This is a genomic window from Streptomyces sp. NPDC051913 (assembly GCF_044593635.1).
In the GTDB taxonomy this organism is placed as follows: domain Bacteria; phylum Actinomycetota; class Actinomycetes; order Streptomycetales; family Streptomycetaceae; genus Streptomyces.
In genome coordinates, this window is sequence record NZ_JBIUCI010000002.1 from 716,136 (window position 1) to 737,277 (window position 21,142).

Annotated in this window: 16 protein-coding genes; 4 read left to right on the forward strand and 12 right to left on the reverse strand. The window is 70.1% G+C overall.

What is annotated here, in order from left to right:
* From ACIHIX_RS08410 to ACIHIX_RS08435, 6 genes are all read right to left on the reverse strand, one after another.
* Positions 1 to 507 carry a MaoC family dehydratase gene (locus ACIHIX_RS08410; protein ID WP_059195327.1) on the reverse strand — a complete coding sequence of 169 codons (507 nt, stop codon included), beginning with the start codon at positions 505 to 507 and terminating at the stop codon, positions 1 to 3.
* Positions 508 to 512: 5 nt separating this feature from the next.
* Positions 513 to 1,472, reverse strand: coding sequence for an HpcH/HpaI aldolase/citrate lyase family protein (locus ACIHIX_RS08415; protein WP_399951609.1), 960 nt, complete (start codon positions 1,470 to 1,472; stop codon positions 513 to 515).
* The gene (locus ACIHIX_RS08420; RefSeq protein ID WP_399951612.1) at positions 1,469 to 3,517 is read right to left on the reverse strand and encodes a protein meaA; all 2,049 of its coding nucleotides are present in this window, start codon (positions 3,515 to 3,517) and stop codon (positions 1,469 to 1,471) included. The genes ACIHIX_RS08415 and ACIHIX_RS08420 overlap by 4 nt, the downstream gene beginning before the upstream one ends.
* Positions 3,518 to 3,534: 17 nt before the next feature.
* Positions 3,535 to 4,878, reverse strand: coding sequence for a crotonyl-CoA carboxylase/reductase (gene ccrA, locus ACIHIX_RS08425; protein WP_399951615.1), 1,344 nt, complete (start codon positions 4,876 to 4,878; stop codon positions 3,535 to 3,537).
* A 389-nt stretch (positions 4,879 to 5,267) separates the two neighbouring features.
* Entirely contained in the window at positions 5,268 to 6,077 is an 810-nt protein-coding gene (locus ACIHIX_RS08430) for a TetR family transcriptional regulator (protein ID WP_329332902.1), read from the reverse strand.
* A gap of 145 nt (positions 6,078 to 6,222) precedes the next feature.
* The gene (locus ACIHIX_RS08435) at positions 6,223 to 8,028 is read right to left on the reverse strand and encodes a 3-hydroxyacyl-CoA dehydrogenase family protein (RefSeq protein ID WP_399951619.1); all 1,806 of its coding nucleotides are present in this window, start codon (positions 8,026 to 8,028) and stop codon (positions 6,223 to 6,225) included.
* A 387-nt stretch (positions 8,029 to 8,415) separates the two neighbouring features.
* Here ACIHIX_RS08435 and ACIHIX_RS08440 point away from each other — a divergent pair, with 387 nt between their 5' ends.
* Entirely contained in the window at positions 8,416 to 8,991 is a 576-nt protein-coding gene (locus ACIHIX_RS08440) for an adenylosuccinate lyase (RefSeq protein WP_399951622.1), read from the forward strand.
* Here ACIHIX_RS08440 and ACIHIX_RS08445 read toward each other — a convergent pair.
* The 4 genes from ACIHIX_RS08445 to ACIHIX_RS08460 form a co-directional block, all read right to left on the reverse strand.
* A complete protein-coding gene (locus tag ACIHIX_RS08445) occupies positions 8,988 to 9,482 on the reverse strand; it encodes a GNAT family N-acetyltransferase (protein ID WP_399951977.1) in 495 nt (164 codons plus the stop codon). The genes ACIHIX_RS08440 and ACIHIX_RS08445 overlap by 4 nt on opposite strands.
* 14 nt (positions 9,483 to 9,496) lie before the next feature.
* The gene (locus ACIHIX_RS08450) at positions 9,497 to 9,895 is read right to left on the reverse strand and encodes a RidA family protein (protein ID WP_399951625.1); all 399 of its coding nucleotides are present in this window, start codon (positions 9,893 to 9,895) and stop codon (positions 9,497 to 9,499) included.
* 59 nt (positions 9,896 to 9,954) lie between these two features.
* Positions 9,955 to 11,526 carry an alpha/beta hydrolase gene (locus ACIHIX_RS08455; protein WP_399951628.1) on the reverse strand — a complete coding sequence of 524 codons (1,572 nt, stop codon included), beginning with the start codon at positions 11,524 to 11,526 and terminating at the stop codon, positions 9,955 to 9,957.
* A 132-nt stretch (positions 11,527 to 11,658) separates the two neighbouring features.
* Entirely contained in the window at positions 11,659 to 12,147 is a 489-nt protein-coding gene (locus tag ACIHIX_RS08460; protein ID WP_399951630.1) for an NUDIX hydrolase, read from the reverse strand.
* Between the two features lie 70 nt (positions 12,148 to 12,217).
* Between ACIHIX_RS08460 and ACIHIX_RS08465 the strand changes: the two genes are divergently transcribed.
* Complete coding sequence (locus ACIHIX_RS08465; protein ID WP_399951633.1) at positions 12,218 to 16,108, forward strand: TIR domain-containing protein; 3,891 nt, start codon at positions 12,218 to 12,220, stop codon at positions 16,106 to 16,108.
* Between the two features lie 3 nt (positions 16,109 to 16,111).
* Here ACIHIX_RS08465 and ACIHIX_RS08470 read toward each other — a convergent pair whose 3' ends face one another.
* Positions 16,112 to 16,786, reverse strand: coding sequence for an HAD family hydrolase (locus ACIHIX_RS08470; protein ID WP_399951636.1), 675 nt, complete (start codon positions 16,784 to 16,786; stop codon positions 16,112 to 16,114).
* A 26-nt stretch (positions 16,787 to 16,812) separates the two neighbouring features.
* Positions 16,813 to 17,844: an Rv2578c family radical SAM protein gene (locus tag ACIHIX_RS08475; protein ID WP_399951639.1), complete on the reverse strand. Its 1,032-nt coding sequence runs from the start codon at positions 17,842 to 17,844 to the stop codon at positions 16,813 to 16,815.
* A 134-nt stretch (positions 17,845 to 17,978) separates the two neighbouring features.
* Between ACIHIX_RS08475 and ACIHIX_RS08480 the strand changes: the two genes are divergently transcribed.
* Together ACIHIX_RS08480 and ACIHIX_RS08485 are read left to right on the forward strand one after the other, a co-directional pair.
* Entirely contained in the window at positions 17,979 to 18,422 is a 444-nt protein-coding gene (locus ACIHIX_RS08480; RefSeq protein ID WP_399951642.1) for an SRPBCC family protein, read from the forward strand.
* A 162-nt stretch (positions 18,423 to 18,584) separates the two neighbouring features.
* Positions 18,585 to 20,975 (forward strand): MFS transporter, encoded by a 2,391-nt coding sequence (locus tag ACIHIX_RS08485; RefSeq protein WP_399951645.1) that lies wholly within the window; start codon positions 18,585 to 18,587, stop codon positions 20,973 to 20,975.
* The last annotated feature ends 167 nt before the right edge of the window (positions 20,976 to 21,142 follow it).

A 21,142-nucleotide genomic window follows, 5' to 3' on the forward strand; every position in this document is an offset into this window, starting at 1 on the left:
TCAGCCCTCCTGAAGTTCCGGGCGGCCGGGCTGCTCGCCGCCGCGCTCCTTGATGTACGTCTCGGTCGGCACCATGACCTTGCGGCGGAACACGCAGACCAGTGTGCCGTCCTGCTTGTAGCCCTTGGTCTCGACGTAGACGATCCCGCGGTCGTTCTTCGACTTCGACGGCCACTTGTCCAGCACGGTCGTCTGGCCGTAGATCGTGTCGCCGTGGAAGGTCGGCGCCACGTGCTTCAGCGACTCGATCTCCAGGTTGGCGATCGCCTTGCCGGAGATGTCCGGGACGGACATGCCGAGCAGCAGGGAGTAGATGTAGTTCCCGACGACGACGTTCTTGCCGAAGTCCGTCGTCTTCTCCGCATAGTTGGTGTCCATGTGGAGCGGGTGGTGGTTCATGGTGAGGAGACAGAACAGGTGGTCGTCGTACTCCGTGACCGTCTTCCCCGGCCAGTGCTTGTACGTCGCCCCGACCTCGAACTCCTCGTAGGTGCGTCCGAACTGCATGGCGCTCAGGCCTCCGGGATCTCGAACTTGCTGGTGCGCTGCATGCCGGCGGCGCGTCCCTTGCCGGAGATGACCAGGGCCATCTTGCGGCTGGCCTCGTCGATCATCTCGTCGCCGAGCATCGCCGAGCCCTTCTTGCCGCCCGCCTCGGACGTGTAGTAGTCGTACGCGTCCAGGATCAGCTCGGCGTGGTCGAAGTCCTCCTGGGAGGGCGAGAAGATCTCGTTCGACGCCTCGACCTGCCCCGGGTGCAGCACCCACTTGCCGTCGAAGCCGAGGGCGGCGGCGCGCCCCGCGACCTCGCGGTAGCCGTCGATGTTGCGGATCTGGAGGTAGGGGCCGTCGATCGCCTGGAGGTTGTTGGCGCGGGCGGCCATCAGGATCTTCATCAGGATGTAGTGGTAGGCGTCCGCCGGGTAGCCGGGCGGCTGCTCGCCGACGACCAGCGACTTCATGTTGATCGACGCCATGAAGTCGGCCGGGCCGAAGATGATCGTCTCGACGCGCTGGGAGGCCGTCGCGATCTCGTTGACGTTGTTCAGGCCCTGCGCGTTCTCGATCTGCGCCTCGATGCCGATCTTGCCGACCTCGAAGCCCATGGTCTTCTCGATCTGGGTCAACAGGAGGTCGAGCGCGACGATCTGCTCGGCCGTCTGCACCTTCGGCAGCATGATGCAGTCGAGGTTCTGGCCGGCGCCCTCGACGACCGTGACGACGTCGCGGTACGTCCACTCGGTCGTCCAGTCGTTGACCCGCACGACCCGCGTCTTGCCGGTCCAGTCGCCCTCGTTGAGGAACTTGACGATCGTGTGCCGCGCCTCGGGCTTGGCGAGCGGGGCGCACGCGTCCTCCAGGTCCAGGAAGACCTGGTCCGCCGGGAGGCCCTGCGCCTTCTCCAGGAAGCGGGGGTTGCTTCCCGGCACCGCGAGACACGAGCGGCGGGGACGCAGACGGTTGACGGTCATGCGGGGACCTCCAGGGGGTCGAGCTTGTTCGCTTTCCGGATCTCGTCGACGATGCGGCCGATGATTCCGGTGATGTCGAAGTCCTTCGGGGTGAAGACGGCGGCCACTCCGGCGGCCCTGAGCTGCTCGGCGTCTCCATTCGGGATGATGCCACCGGCGATCACCGGGATATCTGTGGCACCGGCCACATGGAGCCGCTCCAGCACGTCCGGCACGAGCTGAGCGTGCGACCCGGACAGGATGGACAGGCCGACCGCGTGGACGTCCTCCGCGAGCGCCGCGTCCACGATCTGCTCCGGGGTGAGCCGGATGCCCTGGTAGACCACCTCGAACCCGGCGTCACGGGCCCGCACGGCGATCTGCTCGGCGCCGTTGGAGTGCCCGTCGAGCCCCGGCTTGCCGACCAGGAACCGCAGCTTGCCGACGCCCAGGTCCTTCGCCGTCAGGTCCACCTTGCGGCGGACGTCCGCCATCGGCGAGCCCTCCTCGGCGGGCACGGCCACCGGCGCGGAGGACACGCCCGTCGGGGCGCGGAACTCGCCGAACACCTCGCGCAGGGCCCCGGCCCACTCGCCGGTCGTGACCCCGGCGCGGGCGCACTCCAGGGTGGCCTCCATGAGGTTGCCGGTGCCCTTCGCGGCCTCCTTCAGCTTCTCCAGCGCCTTGCACGGACGCGGGTGGTTGAAGGGCGGCTGGTAGCGGGTGTCCCGCCAGTGCTGGAGGCCGGCGATGACGCGGGCCTCGACCGCCGGGTCGACCGTCTGGATCGCGGTGTCCAGGTCGGCCGTCAGCGGGTTGGGCTCGGTCGTCTCGAAGATGTTGACGCCGATGATCTTCTCCTGGCCGGACTCGATCCGGGCCCGGCGCTCGGCGTGCGAGGAGACCAGCTGCGACTTGAGGTAGCCGGACTCGACGGCGGCCATCGCGCCGCCCATCTCCTGGATCCGGTCGATTTCGGCGAGGGACTCCTCGACGAGCTTCTCGACCTTCGCCTCGATGACGTGCGAGCCCTCGAAGATGTCCTCGTACTCCAGCAGGTCGCTCTCGTGCGCCAGCACCTGCTGGATGCGCAGCGACCACTGCTGGTCCCACGGCCGGGGGAGGCCCAGGGCCTCGTTCCAGGCGGGGAGTTGGACGGCACGCGCGCGTGCGTCCTTCGAGAGCGTCACCGCCAGCATTTCGAGCACGATCCGCTGGACGTTGTTCTCCGGCTGTGCCTCGGTCAGTCCCAGGGAGTTGACCTGGACGCCGTACCGGAAGCGGCGCTGCTTGGCGTTCTCGATGCCGTAGCGCTCGCGGGTGACCTTGTCCCAGATGCGGCCGAAGGCGCGCATCTTGCACATCTCCTCGATGAAGCGGACGCCCGCGTTCACGAAGAAGGAGATACGGGCGACGACATCACCCTTGCGGTCCTCGGGGATCTGCCCCGACGCGAACACCGCGTCCAGGACGGCGATCGCGGTCGACATCGCGTACGCGATCTCCTGGACCGGCGTGGCCCCCGCCTCCTGCAGGTGGTAGCTGCAGATGTTGATCGGGTTCCACTTGGGGATGTTGTTGACCGTGTAGCAGATCATGTCCGTCGTCAGGCGGAGCGAGGGTCCCGGGGGGAAGACGTGCGTCCCCCGGGACAGGTACTCCTTGACGATGTCGTTCTGGGTCGTGCCCTGGAGCTGGGTGATGTCGGCGCCCTGCTCCTCGGCGACGACCTGGTAGAGCGCCAGCAGCCACATGGCGGTGGCGTTGATCGTCATCGAGGTGTTCATCTGCTCCAGGGGGATGTCCTGGAACAGCCGGCGCATGTCACCGAGGTGCGCCACCGGCACACCGACCCGGCCGACCTCGCCGCGGGCGAGGATGTGGTCGGAGTCGTAGCCGGTCTGCGTCGGAAGGTCGAACGCGACCGACAGGCCGGTCTGGCCCTTGGCGAGGTTGCGCCGGTACAGCTCGTTGGACGCCTCGGCCGTGGAGTGGCCGGCGTACGTGCGCATGAGCCACGGCCGGTCCTTCTCCCGCGTGCCTGCGGCGGGCTGACGCTCAGTCATCTATGACCCCGGGTGTCTCAGATGTTGCGGAAGCGGTTGATGGCGTCGATGTGCTGGGCGCGCATCTCCTCGTCGCGCACGCCGAGGCCTTCCTCGGGGGCCAGGCAGAGCACGCCGACCTTGCCCTGGTGGAGGTTGCGGTGCACGTCGTACGCGGCCTGACCGGTCTCCTCCAGGGAGTAGGTCTTCGACAGCGTCGGGTGGATCTTGCCCTTCGCGATGAGCCGGTTGGCCTCCCAGGCCTCGCGGTAGTTGGCGAAGTGCGAGCCGATGATCCGCTTCAGCGACATCCACAGGTAGCGGTTGTCGTACTCGTGCATGTAGCCCGAGGTCGAGGCGCAGGTGGTGATGGTGCCGCCCTTGCGGGTGACGAACACCGAGGCGCCGAAGGTCTCGCGGCCGGGGTGCTCGAAGACGATGTCGATGTCCTCGCCGCCGGTGAGCTCGCGGATGCGCTTGCCGAAGCGCTTCCACTCCTTGGGGTCCTGGGTCTGCTCGTCCTTCCAGAACCTGTAGCCCTCGGCGTTGCGGTCGATGATCGCCTCGGCGCCCATCGAGCGGCAGATGTCCGCCTTCTGGTCGCTGGAGACGACACAGATCGGGTTGGCGCCACCGGCCAGCGCGAACTGCGTGGCGTACGAGCCGAGTCCGCCGCTCGCGCCCCAGATCAGGACGTTGTCGCCCTGCTTCATGCCGGCGCCGTTGCGGGAGACCAGCTGGCGGTAGGCGGTGGAGTTGACGAGGCCCGGGGCCGCCGCCTCCTCCCACGACAGGTGACCCGGCTTGGGCATCAGCTGGTTGGACTTCACGAGCGCGATCTCGGCGAGGCCACCGAAGTTGGTCTCGAAGCCCCAGATGCGCTGCTCGGGGTCGAGCATCGTGTCGTTGTGGCCGTCGGACGACTCCATCTCGACGGACAGACAGTGCGCGACGACCTCGTCACCGGGCTTCCAGGCGTTGACGCCGGGGCCGGTGCGCAGGACGACGCCCGCGAGGTCGGAGCCGATGATGTGGTACGGCAGGTCGTGGCGCTTGGTGAGCTCGCTGAGCCTGCCGTAGCGCTCCAGGAAGCCGAACGTCGACAGGGGCTCGAAGATCGAGGTCCACACCGAGTTGTAGTTGACACTCGATGCCATGACGGCGACCAGGGCCTCGCCCGGGCCGAGCTCGGGCACGGGAACGTCGTCGAGGTGGATCGACTTGCGCGGGTCCTTGTCGCGGGTCTCCAGGCCCGCGAACATCTCCGTCTCGTCCTTGTGCACGGTGATCGCGCGGTACGACTCGGGGAGCGGCAGGGCTGCGAAGTCGGCCGGCGTCGAGTCCGGCGACTGGATCGCGTCCAGGATGTCCTTCGTGGTCACGGTGTTGCCTCCGGCGATACGCGTCCTGAGGGAGGGACGCTGAGGGTTACGTCGGTTGCCGTCGGTTCGGCGGTCTTGGTGTGCGGCAGCGCTTTGTGGCGCGGAGGTTGCCTGTGACGCAGGCGTCCGGGCGGGCAGGTCGATGACTTGCTGGGACAGCCGGCGTACGCATGGTCTCTGCACGCCGGCCGCCCGGACTCCTTCAACGTATGACACCGCGTGTCACCTGGCAAGGCACTGAGTGCCAGCAACCGCTCTCAGGTGAAATCTTTACGTAACAAATGAGCGATGATCGATCGAACGCGGCTTGAAATCTGCTGGAAAAGGGGCTCTGACATGCCAAAACGGCCACCCCGAAGGGTGGCCGTCATCACAGTTGAGGCAGGGGCTCAGCGGTCCTTCAGTGCCTCTTCGATGGTCCGCATCACCTGGTCGAGGGGGGCGTCGGTGCGGGCGACCGTCACCAGGACCTCGCCGTGCGTGGAGACCGTCGCGGCGGACGGCTGGGTGGTGCCCGTGCGCCCGGCGCCGATGCCCGTCCCGAACGTCTTCCGTACGATCGCGAAGGCGTGGTCCAGCTGGGCCTCCACGTCGCCCTGGCCGCCGGCCCGGAGCCAGCGCCGCAGCACGTGGTTGTGGGCGGTGACCACGGCGGACGCGGCGACCTCCGCGAGCAGTGGGTCGTCGTTGGCGTCGTCGTCGTGCGCGTGCTCGTCGAAGTGGCCGAGCAGATAGCGGGTGAACAGGCGCTCGTAGCGGGCCACGGACGCGATCTCCGCCTCGCGCAGGGTGGGCACTTCGCGCGTGAGCTTGTAGCGGGCGACCGAGATCTCCGGCCGGGCCGCGTACATCCGCATGACTTCCTTGATGCCGTTGCACACCGTGTCGAGCGGGTGCTCGTGCGGGGGAGCCGCGTTGAGCACGGCCTCGGCACGGATCAGGGTGTCGTCGTGATCGGGGAAGATCGCCTCTTCCTTGGAGCGGAAGTGGCGGAAGAACGTACGGCGCGCGACTCCGGCCGCGGCCGCGATCTCGTCGACGGTGGTCGCCTCGTACCCCTTGGTGGAGAACAGCTCCATCGCCGCGGCCGCCAGTTCTCGGCGCATCTTGAGCCGCTGGGCGGCCGCGCGACTGCCTGCGGCACTTTCCGGCGCGTCGGGCGTAGCTGGTGTACGTGAGGACCTGGCGGGCTGGGACATGACCCGAACGTACTGCATGTGCCCAGGTTGGCGCTCATGCCCCAGGGACCCCCCGCCCGCCGTGGGCGGGGGGTTTCCGGGCATTCCGTTGGGGTCGAGCAGACCGCCCCAGTCCTCGTTCGCTCTGAACCAGTCGCCGGACGACTCAGCGGCGGGCATATTCGCGGAAGCCGCGGCCGGTCTTGCGGCCGAGGCAGCCCGCGGCCACCAGGTGCTCCAGGAGCGGGGCCGGGGCCAGGCCCGGGTCCCGGAACTCGCGGTGCAGGACCTTCTCGATGGCGAGCGAGACATCGAGTCCGACGACGTCCAGCAGCTCGAAGGGGCCCATCGGATAGCCGCCGCCGAGCTTCATCGCGGCGTCGATGTCGTCGAGGGAGGCGTAGTGCTCCTCGACCATCTTGATGGCGTTGTTGAGGTACGGGAAAAGCAGTGCGTTCACGATGAAGCCGGCCCGGTCACCGCAGTCCACCGCGTGCTTGCGGATCCTGACGCAGACCTCGCGGACCGTCGCGTGGACGTCCTCGGCGGTCAGCACCGTCCGCACGACCTCGACCAGCTTCATGGCGGGCGCCGGGTTGAAGAAGTGCATGCCGATCACGTCCTGCGGACGCGAGGTGGCGCGGGCGCAGGCGACGACCGGCAGCGAGGAGGTGGTGGTGGCCAGGACCGCGCCCGGCTTGCAGACCTTGTCCAGCGTCTGGAACAGCTGCTGCTTGACCTCCAGGTCCTCGGCGACGGCCTCCAGGGCCAGATCGACGTCGGCGAAGGCGTCGTAGGAGCCCGCCGGGGTGATCAGGTCCAGGGTCTGCGCCGCGGCCTCGGCGGTCATCCGGCCCTTGTCGACCGAGCGCGAAAGGGACTTGCCGATACGGGCCTTGGCGGCCTGCGCCTTCTCCTCGCTACGGGCGGCGAGGACGACCTGGTACCCGGCCTTGGCGAAGACCTCGGCGATACCGGACGCCATCGTGCCCGAACCGGCGACCCCGACGGAGCGGACCGTACGGCCCTGGGCCCGGGAGCCGTCCTCGGCCGGAGTGAGGGCGTCCGGCACGACCGTGGCGCTGCCCGGGGCCTCGTAGGAGTAGAAGCCGCGCCCCGACTTACGGCCCGTCAGGCCCGCCTCGCTGAGCTGCTTGAGGATCGGGGCGGGCGCGTGCAGCCGGTCGTGGGACTCGGAGTACATGGCGTCCAGGACGGTGCGCGCGGTGTCGATGCCGATCAGGTCGAGCAGGGCGAGCGGACCCATCGGCAGTCCGCAGCCGAGCCGCATCGCGGCGTCGATGTCCTCGCGGGAGGCGTACTTCGCCTCGTACATCGCGGCGGCCTGGTTGAGATAGCCGAACAGCAGCCCGTCGGCGACGAATCCGGGCCGGTCGCCGACCGCGACGGGCTCCTTGCCGAGGTCGAGCGCGAGGTCGGTGACCGCGGTGACGGCGCTCGGCGCGGTCAGCACCGAGGAGACCACCTCGACCAGCTTCATCGCGGGCGCCGGGTTGAAGAAGTGCAGGCCGAGCACGCGCTCCGGGCGGGCCGAGTCGGCCGCGAGCCGGGTGACGGACAGGGCGTTGGTGCCGGTGGCCAGGATCGTCTCGGGCCGCACGATGCCGTCGAGTTCACGGAAGATCTGGTGCTTGATCTCGTACGACTCCGGGACCACCTCGATGACCAGGTCCGCGTCGGCCGCGGTGCGCAGGTCGGTGGAGGTGCGGACCCGGGCGAGGACGTCCGCCCGCTGCTCCTCGGTCAGCCGGCCGCGGGTCACGGCGCGGCCGGTGGAGGTCTCCAGGGCGGCGACGGCCTGAGCGGTCGCGGCCTCGCTGATGTCGATGCCGATGACCGTGCGGCCGGCCTTGGCGAGGACCTCGGCGATGCCGGTGCCCATGGTGCCGAGGCCGACGACGGCGACGGTCTGGATCGGGGACAGAGAGGTGTCGGACAGGGGAGCGGCCATCGCGGGACTCCAGGAATGAGGGTGACGACTGGGAGCGCGACCCGGTACGCCGAAGGGCGCACCGGGTGCGTGGAACATGCGAGATGCGGGTGTTGCCGGGCTGCGAGCGCACACGCCCGGTGGTGCGATGCCGTCGTCGCGGGCGTGCACACGCCCCGAAACGGTGGAGCCGACCGGCTCTGTCCCAAGCCACGTCGTACTGAAGCACTGGTACCTGAGGTACCGAACCGACTGCTCTCACGGCGGCTGCGTCACCAGGCCACCGCAAGGAGTTCCGCGAGTGGTTACTCGCTCGATTGAGCTTAACCCGCCGGTAACGAGCGCGCCAGCCCCCGGTCTCTGTGATGTACGTCCCTCACCCCTGGCACCCCGCCTAGGCTGCCCTTCATGGACGAAGAGTTGCGATCACTCACGGAGCGCTTACGGCAGGAGTCCGGGGCGTCGGCCGTCTACGAGCGGCTGGTGGAGACGCAGGACCTCGATGAGCTCGCCGGACTGCTGACCGAGCCCGGGCAGCCGCTGTGGGCGCGGGAGCTGGCCGCGTTCCGCCTGGGGCTCGCCGGGGACTCCCGTGCCTTCGAGTCGCTCGTCCTGCTGCTCAACCACCGCGACCCGCAGCGCTGCGCCTCCGCCGCCCACGCCCTGGCCCGCCTCGGCGACCCCCGCACCGCGCGCGCGGCGGCGGCCCTGGCGACCAACGAACTACGGGTCGCCTACGCCCTGCACCCGGTGCGGCTGCTCACCGACCTGCGCGCCCCCGAGTCGGTCCCGGCCCTCATCACCACCCTTTCGCGCAGACTGCGCCCGCATGACCCCTACCGCCGCGTGGCACTCGCCTGCGTCGAGGGCCTCGGTACCCTCGGCGACGTCCGGGCCAGACCCGTACTGAACGAGGCGCTCGCGCATCCGGCGCTCGCGGAGGCGGCGGTGCACGCGCTGACGCGGATCCCGCAGCGGTCCTAGAGGGGGCGGGTGAACCGCACTTCCGGCACCGGAACCCCGTCCACCTCGAACGGCTCCTCGGCGCCGTCGGGGCGGAACCCCGCCCGCTCGTAGAAGGAGCGGGCGCGGGTGTTGCCCTGGAGGACCCAGAGCCGCACGCACGGATAGTCGGCGGCCTTGCAGCGTCGTACCGACTCCTGGAGCAGCGCGTGCCCGATGCCGCCGCCGAAGTGCCCGGCGTCGACGTAGATCGCGTACAACTCGGCGTCAGCCGTGCGTACTTCGCCGTCCCGGTACGGCCCGTACGCGGCCCACCCCAGAAGCTCGCCGTCCTGTACCGCGACGAGGTTCACCACGCTGCCGTCGGACTGCCAAAAGCGCTCGCGACGGCGCTCGGCGTCCTCGGCCACGCTCAGGGCGTCCAGATACGGCTGCGGCATCAGCCCCCGGTACGCGGTCTGCCAGCCGCGGACACGGATCTCGGCGACGCGGTCGCAGTCGGCGAGCGTCATCTCCCGGACCTCGATCACGGGGCGAGCACCGCGAACGCCTCGATCTCCATCAGGAACTCGGGCCGCACCAGCGCCGCGACCTGGACCGCCGACGCGGCCGGCAACCGGTCGTCGGGTATGTGCGCGGCGCGAGCCGCGCGGATCGCTGGCAGGTGCGCCATGTCCGTGACGAAGTAGGTGAGCTTGACGACGTCCTCGAAGGTCGCGCCCGCGGCGGCCAGACAGCGGCTCAGGTTCTCGAAGACCTGGCGGGCCTGCGCGGCGGCGTCGCCCTCGCCGACGATCTTCCCGTCCTCGTCCAGGGCGAGCTGGCCGGAGACCGCCACGAACGTGCCGCTGCCCATGACGACGTGGGAGTACTGGGCGGCGGGCGCGAGCCCGTCGGGGGCGGGAATCCTGGTCAGCTCACTCATGCGTCCATGGTGGACCACGGCTCTGACAACGCCCCCGACGGGCCGTCGATCCGAACTGCTCAGCCGCGGAAGCCGAGCATGCCGTGCAGTGTCGAGCCGCGCGACGCCGACGACGTCGAGCCGAGCGGCTTCGGGTCGGGCAGCGCGTCGCACACCGCGTCGACCTCTCCGCCGCCGCGCGGCACCGTGCCGTCGGTCAGGTACGCCGCCAGGTGCTTGTCCAGGCAGGCGTTCCCGCTCAGCGTGATGCCGTGGTTCCCGCCGCCCTGCTCCACCACCAGGCTGGAGCCGTGCAGCAGACGGTGGACCATCACGCCGCCCTGGTACGGGGTGGCCGCGTCGTTCGTCGCCTGGAAGAGCAGCACCGGCGGCAGGTCGCCGTTGGCGACGTCCACGGGCTCCAGGGAGCCGGTCGGCCAGAACGCGCACGGCGCGTTGTACCAGGCGTTGTTCCAGGCCATGAACGGCGCCTTCTTGTACACCGCCCAGTTGTCGTCGCGCCACTGGCTCCAGTCGCGCGGCCAGTCGGCGTCACGGCACTGCACCGAGGTGTAGACGCTGTAGCCGTTGTCGCCCGAGGCGTCGACGGCGGCGAAGTTCTCGTACGCCTCGACCAGCGGGTCGGCGTTCTTGTCGTTCACGTACGCGGCGAACGCCTCCGCCAGGTAGGGCCAGTAGCCGTTGTAGTAGCCGCCCGGGATGAAGGTGTCCTCGAACTCCGAGGCGCCGACCTTCCCGCCCGCGGGCTTCTTCGCCAGCTGGGCCCGCACCTTGTACCACTTGGCCTCGATCTTCGCCGGATCGGTGCCGAGCCTGTAGGTGGCGTCGTACTTGGCGACCCAGGCCATGAACGCGAGATGGCGGTCGTTGAAGGCGTAGTCCTGGCCGAGGTTGTCGTCGTACCAGATGCCGGTCGGGTCGACGATCGAGTCCAGGACCAGGCGCCGTACGCGCTCCGGGAAGAGCTTGGCGTAGACCGCGCCCAGATAGGTGCCGTAGGAGTAACCGAAGTAATTGATCTTCTTCGCGCCCAGGGCGGCACGGATCGAGTCCATGTCCCGCACGGCCTGGACCGTGTTGATGTACGGCAGCAGATCGGCGTACTTCTTGCCGCAGGCGGCCGCGAAGGACCTGGCCCGCTGGAGGTTGGCCCTCTCGATCGCGGGCGTGCTCGGCAGGGAGTCGGGGCGTACGGGGTTGAAGTGGCCCGGCTTGCAGTCGAGCGCCGGCTTGCTCTTGCCCACCCCGCGCGGGTCGAAGCCGATGACGTCGTACTGCGCCGCGACCGACTTGGGCAGTGAGCCGGCGACGAAGCCGGCCAGCGTCAGACCGCTGCCGCCCGGGCCGCCGGGGTTGACCAGCAGCGGGCCCTGGGACTTCTTCGCGGTGTGCGGCACACGGGACAGCGCGAGCGTGATCCGCCGGCCGTGTGGATCGTCGTGGTCGAGCGGGACCTTGAGGGACGCGCACTGGAGCGTCGGGTAGTTCGTGGTGCCGCAGCTCTTCCAGGTGAGCTTCGCGGCCGGAGCGGTGTCCGCGGTGCGCGGTGCGCTCGCGTCGGCGGGCAGGGCGGTGAAGCTCCCGGTCAGCACGACGGCGGCGCCGCACAGCACGGCTGCGCGTTTTCTCATGGAGTCCTCCCAGGACGGAGGTTGGCGGACCGCGGGTGTCACGGTCCACGCCGCATCGTTCCGGAAAGGAGGCACGGAGGAACGGATTCATCGCTTAATTCACTGCTTCGGCTCCGAAATGGCTGAGCGGCCTCAGCCGAGATACGGACCGTCCCGCCGTTCGAGAGCGTGGGTGATTCTCATCCGCGTGGAAGGGTGCATACGCAGCGCGCCGAGCTCGCGCGGCGGGACGAAACGGACGGTGCGCGACTCCTCGCTGGTGCGCAACCGGCCGCCCGTGACCGCCCCGTGGAAGACGAGCGAGCACTCCTGGCTCACCGTCCCGTCGTCGTACGAGGTGACATGCCCGGGGTCGGAGTACAGCCCGACCAGCCCCGTGACGGCGATGTCCAGGCCGGTCTCCTCGCGCACCTCCCGCACCACGGCCTGGGTGAACGACTCACCGACGTCGACCAGCCCGCCCGGCAGCGCCCAGTACCCGTCGTCCGACCGTTCGATCAGCAGCAGATCGCCCGGCTCGTCGCGCACCACGGCGCCGACGACCGGCCACAGCCGGTTGGCCGCCGGGGCGTCGGGGTCGTCGAAGTGGTCCTGCTTCACACCGCCTCCTGCGCAGTTCATGGAAAAGAGGTTGCCGACGGGTCGTCACCGGGCATGATGCGCCAGTCCGAGTGTGCCGTGGGGGAGCGTCATGGGCAGGGTCTTCATCAGCTATCACGCCGACGACGGCGCAGACACGGCCCATCGCCTCGTCGAGGCCCTGCTGACGGCCGGGTACGAGGACTGCTTCGCCTACGCGTTGCCCGGCCACGGCATCGCCGTCTCCTACCCCTGGCGCGAGGAACTGCGGCGCAACCTGCTGGCCGCGGAGGCGCTCGTGGTGGTCACCACGGAGGGCTCCGCCGCCGAGTGGTGCGTCTGGGAGGTCTCCGTCTTCCGGGAGCGCAAACCCTTGGCGCCCGTGGTGGAGTGCCGGGTCGACGGGGCCCCGGGCCGGGCCCTCATCGACCCCCTGCAAGCGCTGGAGGTCGCGTCGGGCGACCCGCGGTCCATGGCGGACGCCGAACGCGCGATCCTGAAGGCGCTGGACGAGGGCGGAGCTTCCCGCGGGGCAGCCCTGACCGCCATCTTCCCGGGACTGAACCCCTTTCAGGAGGAGCACGCCCGGGTCTTCTTCGGTCGCGACGAGGACATCGACGCGCTCAGCCGCCCGCTGCTGGGCCGCCGCCGCAACGGTGCCCTGGCCGTCATCGGGCCCTCCGGCGCGGGCAAGTCCTCACTCGTACGCGCCGGCCTGGTACCTGCGTTGCGTGAACGCCCGGTGGCTTCCGACGGAAGTGCCCCCTTCTGGATCGTCCTGGGCCCGGTGACGCCCGCGCGCGGTGGCCTCGCAGCCCTCGCGCACGCCATCGCCGAGGTACGCCGGGACCTCGGGCTCGACACCGACACCGGACCACTCGTGCTCCAGCGGATACGGGAACGCCCCGAAGGCCTCGCCGAGACCCTCGACGGCATCCCCGCACACGTACCGGACGCGCGCCTCCTCGTGATCGTCGACCAGGCCGAGGAACTGCTGCTGCCCGAGGCCGACACGGACGCGGGGCTGCTCGTCGCAGCCCTGGCCGAAGCGGTACGCCGGAACACCTGGCTGGTGTACACCGTGCGGGCCGACTTCCTGGACGCGCTGATGCGGTTCGAGGCGTTCGAGCCGCTGCTGCGCGACCACCATCTCGTGAAGCCGCTCGCCCGCAGCGAACTGCCCCGGATCGTCAACGCGCCGCTGGACACACTGGGCTGGCGCCTCGACGACCAGGCCCTCGGCCTCATCCAGGAGGACGCGGCGGGCGAGGCCCTTCCCCTGTTGGCCTTCGCGCTCCAGCAGCTCTGGCAGAAGGTCAACCCGGACGGGAAACGCCCGCCCCGGGAGATCACCCGCGGCGAGTACGAGGCCTCGGGACGCGTGCAGAAGGTCCTCATGGATCAGGCGGAGGAGGCGTTCCGGGTGGCCCGGGACAGCCTCATCGACGGGGAACGCAGCACCGTGCGGGACGCCGAACGGGCGGTGCTCAAGGCGCTGGGGCGGCTGGTGTCGGTCGACGAGTCGGGCAAGTACACCCGGCGTCCCGTGGCCCTGCACGACCTTCCGGAGCGTGAACTGCGCCTGCTGCGGCCGTTCGTGGAGTGCCGGGTGCTGACGACGGTGCGGCATCCGGTGGAGAGCGCGCGGTCCGGCGACACCGGTTGGGACCAGCTCGGCGAGGACGCCTTCGAGGTCGCTCACGAGAGCCTGTTCGCGCACTGGCCCCGGCTGAGGGAGAGCCTGGAACGCGACCATGACGCCCTGCGTGCACGCCGGGAGATCGAGGAGACGGCCGTCGACTGGGCCCGCTACGGACGGCAGCCGGACCAACTGATACCTGCCTCGCGGCTGATGCGCCTGGTGTCGGTGCTGTCCGGGCGCACGGAGGAGGCGTTCACCGCCGCGTGGCCAGAGCTGTACGGCACCCTGACCGACCTGCACCTGTCGGGCGCGGCGCTCGACCTGGTTGCGCAGTCTCTTCAGCGCACGGCGGACGACGAGGTCAGACGGGGTGAGCTGCTGGTCGAGAGCGATCCCCGCGCTGTTTTGCGCTTGTTGGCGGGGGATGGCTCGGCGCAGGGTGACCTGCTGCTGGGACTGCTGCTCTACGCGCCCGACCTCGATGGTTGGCGGCACTTGCTGCGGCGCGCGATGGCGGCTCACCCTCAACTGCGCTGCTTCCGGGCTCAGGAGGCGGGTCTGTGGGGGGTGGCTTGGTCGCCGGACGACACGTTGCTGGTCACGGCGTCCAAGGACGGGTGCGTGCGTGTGCTCGATGCCGACACCGGTGTGGTGCGGGCGACGTTTCGGCATGCCAGGGAGGCGCGGGGGGACGGGCCGGGGTGGGTACGTTCCGTGGACTGGTCGCCGGACGGTGAGCTGATCGCGTCCGTCGCGACGGACGAGACGCTGCGGCTGTGGTCCTGGCCCGGGGGCGACGAGCTGCGGGTGGTGCCGCTCGACGACCGGCCGTGGTCGGTGCGGTTCTCTCCTGACGGGCGGTACGTGCTGGTCGCGTGCGCGGACGGGACGGCGCGGGTGTGGGAGACGCGGGGGAGGGGGCGAGAGCCGGTCAGGACGTGCCTGAGCGTGGACGGGGAGGGGCGTGCGGTTCGGTTGTGGGATGCGGACATCGCTGCGGATGGGCGGGTGGCTACGGCTCGTGAGGACGGGGTGATCGAGGTTCACTCGCCGGACGCGGGCGTGGAACACCTGGACTGGGGGGACCCGATGCGGCGGAAGCCGGTCAGGACCGTGCGCTTCAGCCCGGTGGACGGCTCCAAGCTGGCGTCCGGAGACCAGAACAACCAGGTGTACGTGGGCATGGCGCCCTCGCACGGGGGGTACTCCGATCGCCGCCTCGACGGACACACGGAACAGGTCAGGAGGGTGGCCTGGTCTCCCTCCGGCACCCGCCTGGCGAGCGCCGGGGCCGACGCGACGGTGCGGACGTGGTACGTGCGCGCCAGCAGGGAACTGGACGTCTTCCAGGGGCACGCCCAAGGAGTGTGCGACGTGGCCTGGTCGCACCGGGGGGATCGGCTCGCCAGCGCTTCGGACGACGGCACCGTACGGATCTGGCGGATCAGCCCCGAGATCGAGTTGGACAACCGCGACGCCATACGGCTCGTCGGCCGAAGCAAGAGCCTGGTCGAGGCCGAGGGCCTGGACGACCCGGATGCCGTGGACTGGTCCGGGGACGGGGCCCGTTGCGCAGTGGTGGAAGGCGGCGGCAGCCGTGTGTCGGTCTGGGAGCCGCCGGAAGGTTGGGGCCAGCCCAATCGCTTGTACAGGACCGCCGTACTGACTGACGCCCACGACGCCGTCACCGACGCCCGCTGGTCCGCCGACGGGGAGTGGCTGGCCGTGGTCTCCCGTGACCGGACGTGGCTGCCGCGCGTCTACGACCGCAAAGGCACTCTCCGCCCGGCGCCGCCGGGATGGACGCGGCACGCGAGCTTCCTGAGCGCGGTCGCCTGGCACCCGCGACGCGCGGAGTTCGCCGTTGCCGGACAGGACAACCTCGTCACCGTCAACACGCTCGACGCCACGGTGGCCGAGTACCGAGGCGACAAGGTCTTCACCGCCCTCGCCTGGCACCCCGAGGGCACGGCCCTCGCCGTCGGCTGCACGGACGGCACCGTCCTCGTGCTCGATCGTGGAGAGGACGGGTTCGTCGCACGGCGTCCCCTGATGGGCCACCGTCAAGACGTGCTCGCCCTTGCATGGTCGCCCGATGGAGCACTGCTCCTGTCGGGTTCCCTGGATGAGACCGCGCAGTTGTGGGACGTGACAGCGGGAGGCCGGGTGACGGTGCTGCACCACCCGGGCGCTGCGGTGCGACAAGTGTTCTGGCTGGATGGCTGGCGCGTCGCCCTCACCGGGACGCAGACCGGAAAGTTCTCCTCCTGGGACATCTCCGACGCCCTGACCCGCCCCCAATGCGGGCCCATGGGCGACATCACCCCCCTCATCACCGAAGCCCGCCTCCGCTCCCGCTGACCCTCACCACCCGTACCGCGCCAACGCCCCCAGCAACACCGGCCCCCGCGTCCCCACCGGCCCCGTCGCCACCTTCGCGAAGGCCATGCCGACCCGCGGAGCCGCCCCGTCGCACACCGGGTCGTCGCCCACCATCAGGCACTCCTCGGGGGCCACGCCCAGCCGACGGGCGGCGACACGGAAGAGCTCCAAGTCGGGCTTGGCGCGGCCCTCTTCGTACGACAGCACATACTGCGCGACGTACCGATCCGAACCGTGCCGGATGAACGCCTCGCGGATGTCCCAGGAGATGTTGCTCAGCACAGCCACGCGCGCGCCCGCCCGCGCGAGCCGCTCCAGCGCCGGGAGCGTGTCCTCGTACGGGTGCCAGTTCGACGGAGTGCTGAGGCGGCCGTAGATCCGCGCGAAGTCGGCCTCGCCCAGACCCGCCAGCCGGAACAGGGTGCCATAGGCGCGGTGGTTGGCCTCGGGCGACAGGTCCCGGTCCGCCCAGTCGCGAAGCTGCGCCGGCGTCATACGGTCCACGAACTCTGCCGGGTGGCGCAGGGCGTGGACCGCGCGGGCCCGCTCTTCCTCAGCCGGGCGATCCTGCGTGTCGAAGAGCCAGTCATGGCCGGACAGTCGCCCGAAGAGGGTTCCCGAGAAGTCGAACACCACCGCGCGCAGGGCATCGTTCACGGGCCCATTGTGCCCGCCCCGGCGCGTCAGATCAGTGTCAGCTGAGTCGGCTCCTGGACGTCCGGCTCGGGGACCGGCGTGATCCGGCGGGGCATACCCGTGTCCGCGGGGCCGATGCCGTACTCCCGGGCCAGTTCGTGCACTTGGCGGGTGATCCGGCGCTGGTACCACTTCGGCGCGTAGGAGCCGTCGGCGTACAGGCGCTCGTAACGGCGGACCAGGTACGGGTGGTGCTGGTCGAGCCAGGACATGAACCACTCCCGGGCGCCGGGGCGCAGATGCAGCACCAGCGGGGTCACGGAGGTCGCCCCGGCCGCCGCGATCGCGCGTACGGTGGCGCGGAGTTGGGCCGGTTCGTCGCTGAGGAACGGGATCACCGGTGCCATCAGGACGCCGCAGCCGATGCCGTGCTCGGAGAGGGCTCGTACGACGTCCAGGCGGCGTTCGGGGGCAGGGGTGCCCGGTTCCACCGTGCGCCACAGGTCCGGGTCCGTGAAGCCGACCGAGACCGAGATGCCGACGTCCGTCACCGCGTGGGCCCGCTTCAGCAGGTCGAGGTCGCGCAGGATCAGCGTGCCCTTGGTCAGGATCGAGAACGGGTTCGCGTGGTCGGTGAGGGCGCCGATGATGCCCGGCATCAGGCGGTAGCGGCCCTCCGCGCGCTGGTAGCAGTCGACGTTCGTGCCCATCGCTATGTGGTCGCCCTGCCAGCGGCGCGAGCCGAGCTGGTGGCGCAGCAGCTCCGGGGCGTTCACCTTGACCACGATCTGCGAGTCGAAGCCCAGGCCGGTGTCGAGGTCCAGATAACTGTGTGTTTTACGCGCAAAACAATAGACGCACGCGTGCGTACAACCCCTGTACGGGTTCACCGTCCACTGGAAGGACATACGGGAGACCGCGGGCACCCGGTTGATGATCGATCGAGCCCTGATCTCGTGGAAGGTGACGCCGGCGAACTCGGGCGTGTCGATCGTCCGGCTCGTGACCGCGTCCGCTCCGAACAGGGCGGCGTCGGCCCTGCCGTGCTCTTCGGACTCTGTGAGGTTCTCCCAGCGCATGAGGCCTCCTCGGTAGCGCCTGCCCCCACAATAGAACACATGTTCCCTTGATCGTGCCACCCCGATTTGGGCGGCCGGGGACCGGGGTGGTTGGCTTGGCCCCACCCCCGAAATCCAGGTCCTGGAGGATTCCAATGGCGCAGGTCGAGGCCACTACCGAGCGGGTCGTCGCGGCGGACGCGGAGAAGGTGTTCGACGCCCTCGCCGACTACAGCGGCACGCGGCAGAAGCTGCTGCCCGAGCACTTCAGCGAGTACGAGGTGCGCGAGGGCGGCGACGGCGAGGGCACCCTCGTCCACTGGAAGCTCCAGGCCACCAGCAAGCGTGTGCGCGACTGCCTCCTGGAGGTGAGCGAGCCGACCGACGGTGAGCTCGTCGAGAAGGACCGCAACTCCTCCATGGTCACCACCTGGCGGGTCACCCCGGCCGGCGAGGGCAAGTCCCGCGTCTTCGTGACCACCGTCTGGAACGGCGCCGGCGGGATCGGCGGCTTCTTCGAGAAGACCTTCGCGCCCAAGGGTCTCGGCCGGATCTACGACCTGGTGCTCGCCAACCTCGCCACCGAGGTCGAGAAGTAAGTCCCCCGTGTAGGCAAGTCCCCCGTGTCCGGAGGGCGTTGACTCGCTCACCGGATCGAGTGGATCTCCCGACCGGGTGCCGGTCTGCCGTAACTCGTCGCGCTTGCTCGTAGTTGTCGCTTTAGGCAGCAATTGTGTGGGCGCGGCGAGGGGAGCGGACACGTGGGCGGGACCACTCTGGTGCAGGAGGACCTCCGGGACGAACCGGTCCCGGAATCCCCGCGGCTCGCCGTCCCCGATCCCGCCTCGGCCGCCGAACTCGGCCCGCGCCGGGTGCGGTTGGTCTTCGTCGGGCTGATGCTCGCGCTGCTCCTCGCCGCGCTGGAGCAGATGATCGTCGCCACGGCGCTTCCCAAGATCGTCGGCGAGCTGCACGGCCTCGACAAGATGTCCTGGGCCATCACCGCCTATCTGCTCACCTCCACGATCGGACTGCCGGTCTACGGCAAGCTCGGCGACCTCCTCGGCCGCAAGGGCGTCTTCCAGTTCGCGATCGTCGTCTTCGTCATCGGCTCCGCCCTCGCCGGACGAGCCCAGACGATGGACCAGTTGATCGCCTTCCGCGCGGTGCAGGGCGTCGGCGCGGGCGGCCTCATGATCGGTGTGCAGGCGATCATCGCCGACATCGTGCCGCCCCGCGAGCGCGGCCGGTTCATGGGCCTCATCGGCGCCGCGTTCGGCCTCGCCTCCGTCGCGGGGCCGCTGTTGGGCGGCTACTTCACGGACCACCTCTCCTGGCGGTGGTGCTTCTACATCAACATCCCCTTCGGGCTCGTCACCCTCGCCGTCGTCACCGTCGTCCTCAAACTGCCCAAGCGACGGACCAGGGCCCGGCTCGACATCCTCGGCGCGCTGCTTCTCGCCGCCGCGTCCACCTGCCTGGTGCTGCTGACCAGTTGGGGCGGCACCGAGTACGCCTGGGACTCCCGCGTCATCCTGGGACTCGCCGCGGGCGCGCTGGCAGCCACCGTCCTCTTCCTCGTCGCCGAGCACTTCGCGCCCGAACCCCTCATCCCGCTGCGGCTGTTCAGGGACTCGGTCTTCAACGTCACCGCGCTGGTCGGCCTGGTGATCGGCGTCGCCCTCTTCGGTGCCGCGAGCTATCTGCCGACCTTCCTTCAGATGGTCGACGGGGCGAGCGCCACCGAGTCGGGGCTGCTGATGCTGCCCATGATGGGCGGCATCGTCGGCGCCTCCGTCATCGCCGGACAGCTCATCAGCCACACCGGCCGGTACAAGCTCTGGCCGGTCCTCGGCGGCGCGCTCTCCGTCCTCGGCATGTGGCTGCTGTCCCGCCTTGAGGTCGACACGCCCCGGCTGCACTACAGCATCTGGATGGCCGTCCTCGGCGCCGGCATCGGCATGGTGATGCCGGTCCTCGTCCTCGCCGTGCAGAACTCCGTGCGCCCCGCCGACCTCGGCACGGCGACCAGCGCCAACAACTACTTCCGGCAGATCGGCGGTTCGGTCGGCGCGGCGATCTTCGGCACGCTCTTCGCCGACCGGCTCTCCGACTCCCTGGCGAAGCGGCTGCCCCCGGCGGCGGGTCTGCCCGACGCCGAGTCCATCACCCCGCAGCTCGTCCACGCGCTGCCGCCCGAGCTGCGCGAGGCGTACATCCGCGCCTACGCCGACGCCATGCCGCGGATCTTCCTCTACCTCGTGCCGGTCCTCGTCGTAGGACTGCTCATCGCCTTCTTCCTCAAGGAGAAACCACTGGTGTCCCACCACACCGCCGAAACCGAGCCCGCCCCCCTGAACACGCCGATCCCGCAGGCCCGTTCGTCGTACGCCGCCGGAGTCCCCGTGTGCGGCACGGTGCAGCACCCCGACGGAACCGTCGTCCCGCGCGCGGCGCTCACGCTGATCGACGTCGCCGGGCAGCAGATCGGCCGGGGCGCGAGCGGCGAGGACGGGCGGTACGCGCTGTCGACACCGGGCTCGGGGGCGTACGTCCTGATCGCCGCGGCGGGCGGACACCAGCCGCAGGCCGTCTCCGTGACCGTCGGTGAGCGGCCCGTCGAACTCGACGTGGTCCTCGGCGGCGCCGGGCGCCTCGCCGGGAGCGTGGTGACCGCGGACGGCACCACCGTGCGGGACGCCACCGTCACCCTCACCAATGTGCACGGAGAGGTCGTCGCCAGTACGCGCAGCGGGCGCGAGGGCGGGTACGTGATGAGCGAACTCGTCGCCGGTGAGTACACCCTCGCCGCCGGCGCCCCGGCCTTCCGTCCGGCCGCGCTCCCCGTCACCGTCCAGGCCGCCCGGGAGACCCGGCAGGACATCGAACTCGCCGGCGGAGCCGTGCTGCGCGGGACGGTACGGGCGAGCGCCGGCCGTCCCGTCGAGGACGCGCGCGTGACGCTGCTGGACGCCGCGGGCAACGTCGTGGACACGCTCACCACCGGCCCGGACGGAACGTTCCGGTTCGTCGACCTGTCCTCCGGCGAGTACACGGTCATCGCCGCGGGCTATCCCCCGGTCGCCACCGTCCTCCAGATGGCGGGCGGCGGCCGCACGGAACGGGATCTGCAACTGGGGCACGAGGACTGAGCAGAGGCCACGCAGAAGGCCGGACGGCGGCCACGGAAAAAACCGGACGCCGCCGTGGGCAACCCGTCAGTAACCCCACAGTGCCCTCAACCGGCGGTTTCCGTCCCGGGAGGGGAGCGCGAGGGGGCGCGCGGTGGTCGGTGCGGCGGGGTCAATTCCCGTATTGC